This is a genomic window from Sphingomonas ginsenosidivorax, from assembly GCF_007995065.1.
Lineage (GTDB): Bacteria > Pseudomonadota > Alphaproteobacteria > Sphingomonadales > Sphingomonadaceae > Sphingomonas > Sphingomonas ginsenosidivorax.
Genome location: NZ_VOQR01000001.1, coordinates 2,745,526 through 2,758,191, shown reverse-complemented (window position 1 = coordinate 2,758,191; position 12,666 = coordinate 2,745,526). Strand labels below are relative to the sequence as shown.

Genomic DNA, 12,666 nt, shown 5'->3' with positions numbered 1-12,666 from the left:
TGAACCAAGTTCAGGATGACGAAGGGTTACAGCGCGCCCTCAGCAACACACCCGTCATGCTGAACTTGGTTCAGCATCCACCGCGTCGCGAGCACCGCGTTCGAGTAAGGCCGCATCGCCTGCCGCAGGGTGGATCCTGAACCGAGTTCAGGATGACGGGAGGGCTACAGCATCCCCCAGAGCAGCGTCGCGTTGAGCCCGATGATCACCGCGGCAATTCCCCAGGCGAGCATGCGCAGCCATACCGGGCTCACCAGCACGCCCATGATCTTCGCGCTGCCGGTGAACGCCACCAGCGGCACCACCGCGAACGGCAGCTGCAGGCTGAGCACCACCTGGCTCAGCACCAGCAGCCTGGTCGCGCCTGCATCGCCCGACGCGCCGACGACAACCACCGCCGGAACGATCGCCAGCAGCCGCGTTACCAGGCGGCGCGCCCAGACCGGCATCCGCAGGTGCAGGAACCCCTCCATCACGATCTGCCCGGCGAGCGTCCCCGTGACGGTCGAATTCTGCCCCGAGGCGAGCAGCGCGACCGCGAACACCACGCTCGCCGCGCCCACGCCCAGCATCGGCGCGAGCAGCTGGTGCGCCTGGTCGATGTCGGCGACGTCGGTCCGCCCCGCGACATGGAACGTCGCCGCCGCGAGGATCAGGATCGCCGCGTTGATGAAGAAGGCGAGTCCCAGCGCGACCGTGCCGTCGATCGTCGCCATCGTGATCGCGTCGCGCTTGCCCGCCTCGTCATGCGCGAACGCGCGCGTCTGCACGATCGAGGAATGGAGGTAGAGATTGTGCGGCATCACGGTCGCGCCCAAAATCCCGATCGCGATGTAGAGCATCGCCGGGTTGGTCACGATCTCGGTCGTCGGCACCAGCCCGCCGAGCACGCCCGCCATGTCGGGCCGCGCCAGGAACAGCTCGAAGATGAAGCAGCCCGCGATGATCACCAGCAGCGCGACGATGAACGCCTCGAGCTTGCGGAACCCGAAGCGCTGCAACGCGAGGATCAGGAAGACGTCGAGCGCGGTCAGGCACACGCCCCAGACGAGCGGCAGCCCGAACAGCAGTTTCAACGCGATCGCGGTACCGAGCACTTCGGCCAGGTCGCACGCGATGATCGCGATCTCACACAGGACCCACAAGGCGACCGAGACCGGCCTGGAATAATGCTCCCGGCACGCCTGGGCGAGGTCGAGCCCGGCGACGATCCCGAGCCGCGCCGACAGCGCCTGCAGCACGATCGCCATCAGGTTCGACAGCAACACGACCGACAGGAGCGTATAGCCGAACGCCGATCCGCCAGCGATGTCGGTCGCCCAGTTGCCGGGATCCATATAGCCGACCGCGACCAGATAGCCGGGGCCTGCGAACGCGAACAGTCGCCGCCAGAACGGCCCGCCGACGGGGACGGCGACGCTGCGATGGCTCTCGCTGAGCGAGGCGGCGGCCGGTGACCGGGGGAGGGAGGTGACTGCATCCATTCCGGACGCTGTGCCGCAATGTTTCGGGAGCGACAAGCGCCCCCTTTCCGTCACCCCGGACTTGGTCCGGGGTCCATCGTGTGGCGTACCAACCGGCCGGAGGGTGTGCGGAACCGTGGATGCCGGAAGGAGTCCGGCATGACGAAGAGGTTATGGCGTGACCGTCTCCGGCATCGGCACAGGCTCAGCCGGCACAGGCTCGGCGGGAATCGTCGCCACCGGCTCCACCACCGGCAACGTCCGCACCACCGGCGGCGGCGTCACCGGGTCCCGGCCATGCAGATGGTCGATCTCCGCCTGGCGCCGCCGCAGATAGAATTCGCGCGATGCGGTGTACGGATCGACCGAGCCGTCGTGCAGCACCTCGAGCGTCTCGTCGAAGTCGGCGCGGTGGTCGAGCGCCCCGAGCACGCCCAGCGGCGCGGTATAGGTCGCGCTGGTGAAGGGATGCCCCACCGTCACGGGCAGGATCAGCCGGTCGACGAACCCGCCGAACAGGTCGCGCACCGTGGTCGGCCCGACGATCGGCAGGAACAGGAACGGCCCGTTCTTGACCCCGTGATAGCCGAGCGTGTCGGCAAAGCCGTTCGCGCGTCGCGGCAGGCGGAACGGCTTGCGCTTGGCGAAGTCGAACACGCCGGCGACACCCACGGTCGAATTGATCACGAACCGGCCCGCCGTCTCGGCCGCCTTGCCCGGCTTGAACTGCAGGAGGAAGTTGAGGAACACGACCGGCTCCTTCAGATTGTACAGGAAATTGTGGATCCCGCTGCGGATCGGGGAGGGCACCTTGCGCTTGTAGACGCGCGCGACCGGGCCGACGACCGCGCTGTCGACCGCCTGCGTCGCGCCGAACGCCTTGACGTTGGCGCCCTGCAGCGGATCGCCCTTCTTGTCGCGCGCGAGCACCAGGATGTCGCCGTCGCGGACCTCGATGCCTGCGGCCTTCGCGGCCTTTGCGGCATCGGCCTGGCGCTCGGCCGCGCGCGCCGATTCGACTGCGATCGTCGCCTTCGCGTCGGCGCGCGGGTTGGACGAGGGTATGCCCTTTGAATGATCGGGGGCCGGAGCAGCCTGGGGTGCCGCCGCCAGCAGGGCCATCGTCAGTATCAGCACGCAACATCGCTCCCGGTTCGTCCGTCCTCCAGACGCCAGCGCACGACATTAGGCAAGCGGTCAGCGACACGAAATCGCCGTCCGACCTCCCCTCCGGCCCCCCTCCGCCTCCCCCCTCCGGGCCGGCGGCGCTCAGATGACCTTCATGTCCGCCTGGTAATGATGCCACGCGAAGATCGCCGCCGCACCGCGGTGCGGGCGCCAGGCCTCGGCGACCTCGCGCGTCAGCTTCTCGCTCGGCCGTGCGTCGTGACCCAGGATCCGGCCCACCGCGATCTGCACCGCGAGATCCCCCGCCGGCCAGATGTCGGTCCGCCCTTCCGCGAACAGCAGGTAGATTTCCGCCGACCAGCGGCCGATCCCCTTGACCCGCACCAGCGCGGCGATCGCCTCCTCGTCGTCCTCGGGCAGGTTCTCCAGGTCGAGTCGGCCGCTCGTCACCTCGTCGGCCAGGCTGCGCGCATAGCCCAGCTTCTGCCGCGACAGCCCGGCGCTGCGCAGCGTCTCGTCGCTCGCCCCCGCGATGTTTGCCGGATCGGCGGCGCCGCCGACGACGTCGTCGAGCTTGCGCCACACCGCGGCGGCGGATGCGACGCTCACCTGCTGGCCGACGATCGTCCGCAACAACGTCGCGAACCCGCGGTCGCTGAGGCGCGGGGCAGGGTGACCGGCCTCCGCGACCGCGGCGGCGAACGCCGGCTCGATCGTGCAGAGCGCCGCCATCGCCGCGGCGAGCTGTTCGGCGCTCAGCCCCATGACGCTTGCTCCCGAAGGTCGGGACCGGCATGGGCGAATTTTTGGGAGGACATCATGCCAAAGCTTATCGTCGTGACCCGCGAAGGGGAAGAACGCGAGATCAACGGCGAGACGGGGCTGTCGGTCATGGAAGTGATTCGCGACGCCGGCATCGACGAAATCCTCGCGCTGTGCGGTGGCTGCTGCAGCTGCGCCACCTGCCATGTCCATGTCGACCCGGCGTTTGCGGCCAAACTCAAGCCGATCACCCCGGACGAGGACGATTTGCTCGATTCGACCAGCGACCGCGACGCGTTCTCGCGACTGTCGTGCCAGATCGCGATGACCGACGAGCTCGACGGCATGAAGGTGCGAATCGGCGCAGAGGACTGACGTACGCAGGCGTGGCTCCGTCCGCGCCGCCGTGCGGCTGGGCCGCGCGGCGTCCGGCACGGGCGGCGGGTCGGCCTGAAGCCGATCCCGGCGGACGGCGGCCTTGCCGTCGTCCGCCCGTTCTTGCCTACGTCCGCGTCGTCACCGCATACAGTGCGATCGCCGCGGCGTTCGACACGTTGAGGCTCTCGACCTTGTCCGAGATCGGCAGCTTGGCGAGCTCGTCGCAGTGCTGCTCGGTATTCTGCCGCATGCCTTCGCCCTCGGCGCCCAGCACGATCGCGATTCGCTGCGTGCCCATCGCCTGACCCAGCGTCTGCGTGGCATGGCCGGTGAGGCCGATCCGCCAGAACCCCGCCTCGGCGATCTCCTCCAGCGCGCGTGCCAGATTGACGACCCGGACCCACGGCACCGTCTCCAACGCACCCGATGCGGCGCGCGCGATCGTCCCCGATTCGGGTGGCGCGTTGCGGTCGGGCGTCACGATCCCCAGCGCGTCGAACGCCGCCGCCGAGCGCATGATCGCCCCGACATTGTGCGGATCGGTCACGCCGTCGAGGATGACGAGCGGCCGGTTGTCGTCCTTGCCATGCTCGAGCAGGTCGGCGAGCCACATGTCCTCGAGGGGGTCGACCTCGATCACCACGCCCTGGTGCGGTGCGTCGCCCGGCACCAGGCGCGCTAGGTCGGGCGCCTCGGCAAAGGTCACCGGCACGTTGGCCGGCAGATCGAGCCCGGCCAGCGCCTCGCGCGTGCCCATGATTTTCCGCACCACCCGCTCGGGGTTGGCGAACGCCGCGGCGACCGCGTGCTTGCCCCAGAAACGGGGACGGCCGGCGGGCGCCTTGCTCGGCCGATGGCCTTTCCGCGCGGCCATCAGCGCGTGCCGCCTGGATATGTGTGGGTCATCGTCGGTCTTTCATTTGGACGGATCATGTGCGGAAAAGCGCTATGCGGCGGCGCTCGACGACGCAACCCGCGTTGACACGCCCGGCAAGCTTCGCCATGGAGCCGCCTCGCTTGAAGAGCGACACCTGGACAGGTGGCCGAGTGGTTAAAGGCAGCAGACTGTAAATCTGCCGGAGTTTCTCCTACGTAGGTTCGAACCCTACCCTGTCCACCATACCCCCATGCTGATCAGGCGGGGTATCGGGACCCGCCGCGAGCGGCGTGCGCAATGGCCTGAAACGGCATGCTTAATACAACAGATATGGTGCAACGGCCCGACTATGCAGGTAAGGCATAGCCATGACCGGGGGACGCATCGATCAGCTGACCGAAGCCCAGCGCGCATGTTTGCGCCTCGTCCTGTCGCATCACAACTCGAAAGAGATCGCCGCGATCGTCGGCGTGTCCCCGTCCGCCATCGACAAGCGCATCGAGCGCGCGATCCAGATCCTCGGCGTCGGATCACGGTTCGAGGCCGCGCGCCGGTTGCAGGAGCATGAGGGGCTGTCCGCTCCGGCCGCCGGGCAGGCGTTCGGTTCGGCGGCGGGTCCGACGCCCGAGCCAGCGCCCGATACGACGTACGAACGGCTGCCATCCGAACCAATCGACGTTCCCAACCCCCCGTCCGAGCCGGCAGACGTCAGGGCGTCCGAGCCGTGGGGGCTCGGTCACCGTTTCTTCGGAACGCTTCCGACGGACGGTTTCGAGGGAGTGGCGCGCAACCGGTCGTCGAAGGGGACGCGGCTCGTCAGACTGATCGGCCTTACCGTCATGATCGCCATCGCATCGATGGCCATCGTGAACATGGCCATGACGTTGACCAGCCTGCTTCGATCCAGCCGGACCGCTGCCGCTCCGTTCAACAGCGCCGCTTCCGCGGTGCCGAACGGTGGGACACAGACAATGCTCAAAGAACGACGCCGTGCGACGGACGCGGTCACTGCGGATTTCCTGAAGGCCGAGGCCGCGGTCGACGAGGCGGCCCAGCTCGCCGCGACCTGCGTCTCGACGCTGCTCCAGCAGCGCGTCGCCGCCAATCTGCCGGTCTCCACCGGAACCGCAGCCCTGCAGCTGGTCGCCGAAGCCTCGATGGACATCATCAAGGCCCGCCAGCGCTTCGTCGATGCGCACCGTGCGCTGATCGAGGTGCGCCACGACATCGGTCTCGGCCAGTTCTACGGCTATGGCGACGTGTCGGAATGCCCGCCGAACGAAGGCGCGCTGCGCGAGGCACCGCGGCTTTCCGCGGTCGCCTGATCGCAGCGTTTCGGTAGGGGGCGAAGGAAACGGTATGGATCGCGTCTGGATATTCTACGCGATCCAGATCGCGGCCTCCGTATTCGCATTGTGGCGCGGCGGCGCACCCGAGCGCGTGCTCGGGCTTGCGCTGCTGCTCGCAGCGGTATCGACGCAGGTCCTGCAGGATGACATGGCGGTCCGGTTCGCGGGCGTCGAACTCGACGTCCTGCTCGTCGACCTCGCCTTGCTCGCAGTCATGCTCGCCATCACCCTCCATGCCGATCGTTTCTGGCCCGCCTGGGCCACCGCGCTCCATCTGCTCGGCACGGGTGCGCATCTTGCCCGCGCGATCAGCCCCGACGTCATCCGCCTGACCTATGCGGTTCTCGCGGCGGCGTGGAGCTATCCCATCGTCGTGCTGCTCGTGATCGGCACCCTTCGGCATGCGTCGCGAATCCGGTCCAAGGGCTGGGATCTCGACTGGAGCCGTCAGGACCCGACCCTGCGCTAGCGTCCATGAATCGGAACTGGTTCGATGCACCATGCCCTTATCGACGTCCCGGCCCTCGGCCGGGGATCGGTTGCCGTGAAGAAGCCGGGCGCGACGCTGGTCGATGTCGCGCGGCGGCTCTACCTGCTGCGCAAGCGGCGCGACGCCGAGCTCGGCAACCTGCTGTTCTCCGAACCGGCCTGGGACATCCTCCTGGACCTGTTCATCTCGGACTATGACGACCGCCAGCTGAGCGTGTCCGCGGTCTGCATCGGCGCCCGCGCGCCGTCGGCGACCGCACTGCGCTATCTGTCGCTGCTGCAGGACGCCGCGCTGGTCGAACGCGTCCGCGACGCGACCGATGGCCGGCGCTCGCACGTCAAGCTGACGACGCTCGGGCGACGCCGGATGACCAACCTGCTGGCAATGCTCGCGCTTCCCTGACGGGCAGGCGACCGTCGACCCCAGCGCAGGCGCGGCAACGTCGCGTCGGCGCCGGGGTCGTTTCATATTTCCTGCCGGTCGCTCGCGATGATCGGTCCCGGCGGACGGGCGGTTACTCGCGGCGCGCGTCCGAAAATATACATCGGCGCGGATCGAACAGTTGCCAAATCCCGAACTTCGATCAAGTCTGCGTAAAGGCACCGTCGCGTATCAATATAGGTTAAGATGTCCAGATGGGGGATGGCAGAGTAGGGGTGGAGCAGGGCCGCGACAGGTCGGATGTCGATCTGGCAAGCCGTATCGCCATCATCCCGACAATTCTGGAAACGGTCTGCCAGACGACCGGCATGGGGTTTGCGGCGGTCGCGCGGGTGACCGACAAGCGCTGGATCGCCTGCGGGGTTCGCGACACCATCGATTTCGGCCTCGAGCCCGGCGGCGAACTCGAACTCGGGACGACGCTTTGCGACGAAATCCGGCGGTCCGGCGACCCGGTGATCATTTCGGACGCGTTTGGCGATCCGGTCTTCGGCACGCATCGCACGCCGGCGCAGTACGGGTTCCGCAGTTACATCTCCTACCCCATCATCCTGCCGGACGGCAGCTTCTTCGGGACGTTGTGCGCGATCGATCCGGAGCCCCGCGATCTCGCCAGGCCCGAAATCCGGAGCATGTTCGCGATGTTCGCCAAGCTGATCGGCTTCACGCTGGATCAGGCACGGCGCCTCGGGGACAGCCAGGCCGATGTCGCGGCGCAGCAGGAGGCGGCGGAGTTGCGCGAGCAGTTCATCGCGGTGATGGGGCATGACCTCCGCAACCCGTTGGCGGCGATCCAGGCGGGGATCACGCTACTCGAGAACCAGCCGTCGCCCGAGCGGGCCGCCTTGCTGCTCGCGCAGATGCGCCGCAGCACCGACCGCATGACCGGGTTGATCGCCGACGTCCTCGACCTCGCGCGGGGACAACTGGGCGGCGGCATCGCGCTGCGGCGCACGCTGGTACCGATCGAGCCGATCATCGACCAGGTGGTGACCGAACTGGCGAGCACGCATCCCGATCATGTGATCTCGGCGGAATGCTCGACGGACCAGCAGGTCCACTGCGATGCCGATCGGATTGCGCAATTGCTGTCCAACCTGATCGGCAACGCGCTGACGCACGGCACGTCCGCGCAGCCGGTCCGCGTCCTCTGCTCGTCGCAGGACGGCGTGTTCACCCTGTCCGTCGCGAACGGCGGGCAGCCGATACCGCCGGCCGCGATGGAGCAGCTGTTCCAGCCCTTCGTCAGGGGAAAGGCGGCCTCGGACCGCGAAGGGCTGGGTCTCGGCCTCTACATCGCCGCCAAGATCGCCGCGGCGCATGACGGGCATCTGAGCGTGGCATCGACGACCGAGGAGACGCGCTTCAGTCTTCAGATGCCGCTGGTTTGAGTCGGCGTGGGTTGAGGCGGGGGCTGGGGCTGGATCCGGCAACCGGGATCGATTTCCGGCTCGGAATAGCCGCAGATCGGCGGCATGCCGGGTGTCATGATCACGTCGCGTCGGTCCGCGCAACCGGTGGCGAGGCCAGCCACGAGGATCAGGGGGCGTATCGCCTCCTTCATCCGATATCTCCGCGGCGGATCGAGCCGGGACTGTGCGTCGGAAGGCGAGGGGCTCGTGCTGGAAGGCGGCGGTGGAGCGGGTAACGGGAATCGAACCCGTGTATTCAGCTTGGAAGGCTGCTGTACTACCATTGTACTATACCCGCCCAGGGGCGTGATCGCGCGGTGTCGTCGCTGCGGACGGGTTAGCGTCGGGCCGCGGCGCGCGCAAGCCGCCGAATGCTTCACGGCTTGCTTACCAATATCGGCTAGGGCCTCTGCCATGTATCACGACCCCGCGCTCGCGGCCCAGACCCAGGCCGATCCCCGTCCCCGATCGGCGGTCAGCCACGGCGCCGGGCTTGCCGGCCTCGCAGGCGTGCTCACCTGGGTGGCGATCGCGCGTCGCTACGGCATGGACGGGCCCTATTCGGCGCTGGTCAACCTGGCCGCGTGCGGGGTGCCGATGGTGATCTGGTCGCTGCTGGTCGACAAGGTGCACCGGAACCCGAGCACGGGGATCGACTGGTCGTCGCCGCGACCCTGGCGCGACACGATCGAGCTGAGCCTCACCAAGCTCGCTGCCTTCTGGGTCACCTGGATCGGGATCGCGACGATCTATTTCATGGGCCGCTTCTACTGGACGGGCAATTTCGCGTTCGCGATGTGGTGCTTCACCAACGCCGCGCCGATCCTGTTCGTCGCGTCGATCCCCTATGTGACCTGGCTCGACCGCTATCTGGTCGAGCCGAAGGACGGCGCCTGGCATCTCGGCGCGTGGCTGACCGGGCAGGGGGGCGTCGACCGCGAGGCGATCTACGGCCATCTGCGCGCCTGGGGGGTGAAGACCTTCTTCCTCGCCTTCATGCTGGCGATCGTGCCGCCGGGGTTCGGCGACTTCATCCGCGGCGATACCAGCGCGATCCTGCGCGATCCGGCCGCGCTCGCGAACTGGCTGATCACCTTCATGTTCACGATCGACGTGGCGTTCGCGACGGTCGGCTATCTGCTGACGTTCCGCCCGCTCGATTCGCACATCCGCAGCGCCAATCCGTTCGCGGTGGCGTGGCTCGCCGCGCTGATGTGCTATCCGCCGTTCATCCTGATGAGCACCGGCGGCCCGCTCGATTACCACGAGGGCACGCGCTACTGGGATTTCTGGTTCCAGTACCATCCGGTGGTGCTCGCGCTGCTGGGGTCGGTGCTGGTCGGGCTGACCGGGATCTATGCCTGGGCGACGATGGCGTTCGGGATGCGTTTCTCCAACCTCACGCATCGCGGCATCCTGACGCACGGGCCCTATGCGTTCTCGCGGCACCCGGCCTATCTGTCGAAGAACCTGTTCTGGTGGCTGTCGACGATCCCCGTGCTGACGATGGGGACCACGACCGACGCGGTGCGCGCGACGTTGCTGATGATGGCGGTCAGCGGGGTCTATTACTGGCGCGCCAAGACCGAGGAGCGGCATCTGGGGCTGGACCCGGCCTACCGCGCGTACAGCGACTGGATGGCGCGGCACGGGCTGGTGCCGCGGCTGTTCGCGCGTCTGCGGCCCAAGACCCCGACGCCGTTACCCGAGGCTCCGTCACCCTGAACTCGTTTCAGGGTCCACTTATCCGCAAGCGATATCGCCCGCGGCGCGGTGGATGCTGAAACGAGTTCAGCATGACGGGGAGGTCAGAAGCTGGCCTCGTCATACACCTTCGAAACATCGCCGCCCCACACTCCGTGATAGCGGTCGAGCAGAACCTGCGCCGGCACCTTCCCACTGCGCACGATCTCGCGGAGCGGGTCGAGGAACCCCGTCTCGTTGTCGCCCGCGCGGTTGAGCCGTGCGCGCGCCGACAGCCCCGCGCTCGCGATGTCGAGCGCCGCACCGGCGATGTCGCGGAGCTTGCCCCCGCCCGCGATCGGCGCGTCGAGCCCGAGCTTCGGCACCGCGTCGCGCAACGCCTGGCGCTCGTCGATCGTCCAGTCCTTGATCAGATCCCACGCCGCATCGAGCGCATTTTGGTCGTAGAGCAACCCGACCCACAGCGCCGGCAGCGCGCAGATCCGGTTCCACGGCCCGCCATCGGCGCCGCGCATCTCGAGGAAGGTCTTCAGCCGCACCTCGGGGAACGCGGTCGACAGATGGTCGGTCCAGTCGTCCAGCGTCGGCTTCTCGCCCGGCAGGATCGACAGCTCACCCTTCAGGAAGTCGCGGAACGAGAGGCCGGCGGCATCGATATACTTGCCGTCGCGGTAGACGAAGTACATCGGCACATCGAGCGCATACTCGGCATAGCGTTCGTAGCCGAAGCCGTCCTCGAACACGAAGGGCAGCATGCCGGTGCGGTGCGGATCGGTGTCCGACCAGATATGGCTGCGGTACGACAGCATGCCGTTGGGCTTGCCTTCGGTGAACGGCGAGTTGGCGAACAGCGCGGTCGCGAGCGGCTGCAGCGCGAGGCCGACACGGAACTTCTTCGCCATGTCGGCTTCGGACGCATAGTCGAGGTTCACCTGGATCGTGCAGGTGCGCAGCATCATGTCGAGCCCCATGCTGCCGACCCGTGGCATGTGCCGCAGCATGATCGCATAGCGCCCCTTGGGCATCGTCGGCAGCTCGGCGCGCGTCTTGTCGGGCCACATGCCGAGCCCGAGGAACCCGATGCCGAGCTTCTCGCCCGCAGCTTTCACTTGGTCGAGGTGCCGGCCGGTCTCGGCGCACGTCTCGTGCAGATTGTCGAGCGGTGCACCCGACAGCTCGAACTGACCCGCGGGCTCGAGGCTGATGCTGCCGTCCGCACCCGACATCGCGATCGGCTTGCCGCCCTCGAGCACCGGCTTCCAGCCATATTGCTCGAGCTCGCCGAGCAGCGCGCGGATCCCCGACGGCTCGTCATAGGACGGCGCGTGATGGTCGCCGTTCGCATAGACGAACTTCTCGTGCTCGGTGCCGATCCGCCACGCGTCCTTCGGCTTTTCGCCGCGCGCGAAACTCTGGATCAGCTGGTCGCGCGATTCGATGATCGGGCTGGCGGGCTTGGAAGCGGTCGTCATGGCCGCGCCTTACGCGCCGATGAACGTGGCCGCTAGGGGATATTCGGACCGATCGGTACCGATATGGCTATCGCCAATCGCCCGCCGCCGCCATCCACAGCGAAACCGCCGCTGCCGCCGCGGTCTCGGCGCGCAGGATCCGGGGGCCGAGCGCGATCCCGACCGCCTGCGGAAGCGCGCGGATCGCGTCGCGCTCGTCCGCGTCGAACCCGCCTTCGGGGCCGATCAGCACGGCTGCGGGACCGCCGCGCGCCGTCATCGCTTCCAGCGCGGGCATGCCACCGGTCTCGTCCGCAAAGAAGAGCGCGCGCTCCGCCGGCCAGTCGCGGAGAAGTGCCGGGAGCTTCACCGGCTCGGCGACCTCGGGCAGCGCGGTGCGGCCGCATTGTTCGGCGGCCTCGATCATGTGCGCGCGCAGCCGTTCGGTGTTGGGCTTGTCGACGACGGTGCGGCGGGTGACGACGGGCACGAGCCGCGCGACGCCGAGTTCGCATGCCTTCTCCGCCATCCAGTCGACGCGCCCCTTCTTGAGTGGGGCGGCGCAGAGCCAGAGGTCGGGCACGTCCTCGCGAGGACGCAGGCATTCGGTGACGTCCAGCACCAGGTCGCGGCGGCCGACGCTGGTCGCGACGGCGAGCCATTCGCCGGTCGTGTCGTCGAACAGCTTGACCGGATCGCCGACCTTCATCCGCATCACGCCGGCCAGATAATGCGCGGCGGGGCCGTCGATCGCGCGGGCACCGAGAGCGAGGGGGGTGTCGACATAGAGCCGCGGCGTGGATTGCGGCGGCCAGGCTGGGGTGGCGGGCATGGCGCGTCCTAACCGATCCTTTCCGTGAGGGGGAGGGGAAGCTGATGCCCACACCGTCACCCTGAACTCGTTTCAGGGTCCACCGACCCGCACGCGATATCGCTTGTGGCGCGGTGGATGCTGAAACGAGTTCAGCATGACGAAGAAGAGGGCGCTCCCGCTATCGCCGCCGCGCCCAGATCTTGCGTGCCACCACGACCAGGATCACCAGCACCACAACCGCGCAGAGCATCACCCCCGCGACAGCCCCTGCGACGCGAAAGATGCCCCAGAACAGCGCCTCGACGAAGCGGCCGACGGCAACCGAAAGGCCGATCATGACAGGGGTTCCGGACGCGACACTGAGTGGAGCCTAGCCGCTCCGGGCTTGCGCGCCAAA

General features: G+C 67.9%; 14 protein-coding genes and 2 tRNA genes. 7 read left to right on the top strand and 9 right to left on the bottom strand.

Going from position 1 to position 12,666, the window contains the following annotated elements; all coding sequences use genetic code 11:
- Positions 1-164: 164 nt before the first annotated feature.
- From FSB78_RS12500 to FSB78_RS12490, 3 genes are all read right to left on the bottom strand, one after another.
- Positions 165-1,484: an Nramp family divalent metal transporter gene (locus FSB78_RS12500; RefSeq protein WP_147082948.1), complete on the bottom strand. Its 1,320-nt coding sequence runs from the start codon at positions 1,482-1,484 to the stop codon at positions 165-167.
- Between the two features lie 150 nt (positions 1,485-1,634).
- Positions 1,635-2,600, bottom strand: coding sequence for an MlaA family lipoprotein (locus tag FSB78_RS12495; RefSeq protein ID WP_242008253.1), 966 nt, complete (start codon positions 2,598-2,600; stop codon positions 1,635-1,637).
- Positions 2,601-2,732: 132 nt separating this feature from the next.
- Complete coding sequence (locus tag FSB78_RS12490) at positions 2,733-3,356, bottom strand: DNA-3-methyladenine glycosylase family protein (protein WP_147082947.1); 624 nt, start codon at positions 3,354-3,356, stop codon at positions 2,733-2,735.
- A 54-nt stretch (positions 3,357-3,410) separates the two neighbouring features.
- On the opposite strand from FSB78_RS12490, the gene FSB78_RS12485 reads away from it, so the two are divergent.
- Positions 3,411-3,728, top strand: coding sequence for a 2Fe-2S iron-sulfur cluster-binding protein (locus FSB78_RS12485; protein ID WP_147082946.1), 318 nt, complete (start codon positions 3,411-3,413; stop codon positions 3,726-3,728).
- A 127-nt stretch (positions 3,729-3,855) separates the two neighbouring features.
- On the opposite strand, the gene rlmB is transcribed toward FSB78_RS12485, so the two are convergent.
- The gene (gene rlmB, locus FSB78_RS12480) at positions 3,856-4,605 is read right to left on the bottom strand and encodes a 23S rRNA (guanosine(2251)-2'-O)-methyltransferase RlmB (RefSeq protein WP_147082945.1); all 750 of its coding nucleotides are present in this window, start codon (positions 4,603-4,605) and stop codon (positions 3,856-3,858) included.
- Positions 4,606-4,764: 159 nt separating this feature from the next.
- On the opposite strand from rlmB, the gene FSB78_RS12475 reads away from it, so the two are divergent.
- The 5 genes from FSB78_RS12475 (at position 4,765) to FSB78_RS12455 (ending at position 8,279) form a co-directional block, all read left to right on the top strand.
- Positions 4,765-4,851: transfer RNA gene (locus FSB78_RS12475), tRNA-Tyr, on the top strand.
- Between the two features lie 125 nt (positions 4,852-4,976).
- Complete coding sequence (locus tag FSB78_RS12470; protein ID WP_147082944.1) at positions 4,977-5,933, top strand: helix-turn-helix domain-containing protein; 957 nt, start codon at positions 4,977-4,979, stop codon at positions 5,931-5,933.
- A 34-nt stretch (positions 5,934-5,967) separates the two neighbouring features.
- Complete coding sequence (locus FSB78_RS12465) at positions 5,968-6,426, top strand: hypothetical protein (RefSeq protein WP_147082943.1); 459 nt, start codon at positions 5,968-5,970, stop codon at positions 6,424-6,426.
- A 24-nt stretch (positions 6,427-6,450) separates the two neighbouring features.
- Positions 6,451-6,849, top strand: coding sequence for a helix-turn-helix domain-containing protein (locus tag FSB78_RS12460; protein ID WP_242008252.1), 399 nt, complete (start codon positions 6,451-6,453; stop codon positions 6,847-6,849).
- Between the two features lie 233 nt (positions 6,850-7,082).
- Positions 7,083-8,279 carry a GAF domain-containing sensor histidine kinase gene (locus FSB78_RS12455; protein ID WP_147082942.1) on the top strand — a complete coding sequence of 399 codons (1,197 nt, stop codon included), beginning with the start codon at positions 7,083-7,085 and terminating at the stop codon, positions 8,277-8,279.
- Here FSB78_RS12455 and FSB78_RS12450 read toward each other — a convergent pair.
- Together FSB78_RS12450 and FSB78_RS12445 are read right to left on the bottom strand one after the other, a co-directional pair.
- Complete coding sequence (locus tag FSB78_RS12450) at positions 8,261-8,452, bottom strand: hypothetical protein (RefSeq protein ID WP_147082941.1); 192 nt, start codon at positions 8,450-8,452, stop codon at positions 8,261-8,263. The genes FSB78_RS12455 and FSB78_RS12450 overlap by 19 nt on opposite strands.
- Positions 8,453-8,524: 72 nt before the next feature.
- Positions 8,525-8,598: transfer RNA gene (locus FSB78_RS12445), tRNA-Gly, on the bottom strand.
- Between the two features lie 116 nt (positions 8,599-8,714).
- On the opposite strand from FSB78_RS12445, the gene FSB78_RS12440 reads away from it, so the two are divergent.
- The gene (locus FSB78_RS12440; protein ID WP_147082940.1) at positions 8,715-10,025 is read left to right on the top strand and encodes a methyltransferase family protein; all 1,311 of its coding nucleotides are present in this window, start codon (positions 8,715-8,717) and stop codon (positions 10,023-10,025) included.
- Positions 10,026-10,108: 83 nt separating this feature from the next.
- Here FSB78_RS12440 and FSB78_RS12435 read toward each other — a convergent pair whose 3' ends face one another.
- The 3 genes from FSB78_RS12435 to FSB78_RS19285 form a co-directional block, all read right to left on the bottom strand.
- Positions 10,109-11,476, bottom strand: coding sequence for a glutamate--cysteine ligase (locus FSB78_RS12435; protein WP_147082939.1), 1,368 nt, complete (start codon positions 11,474-11,476; stop codon positions 10,109-10,111).
- 67 nt (positions 11,477-11,543) lie between these two features.
- Positions 11,544-12,287: a 16S rRNA (uracil(1498)-N(3))-methyltransferase gene (locus FSB78_RS12430; protein WP_147082938.1), complete on the bottom strand. Its 744-nt coding sequence runs from the start codon at positions 12,285-12,287 to the stop codon at positions 11,544-11,546.
- Positions 12,288-12,447: 160 nt separating this feature from the next.
- The gene (locus FSB78_RS19285) at positions 12,448-12,606 is read right to left on the bottom strand and encodes a hypothetical protein (RefSeq protein ID WP_199743176.1); all 159 of its coding nucleotides are present in this window, start codon (positions 12,604-12,606) and stop codon (positions 12,448-12,450) included.
- Positions 12,607-12,666 lie beyond the last annotated feature (60 nt).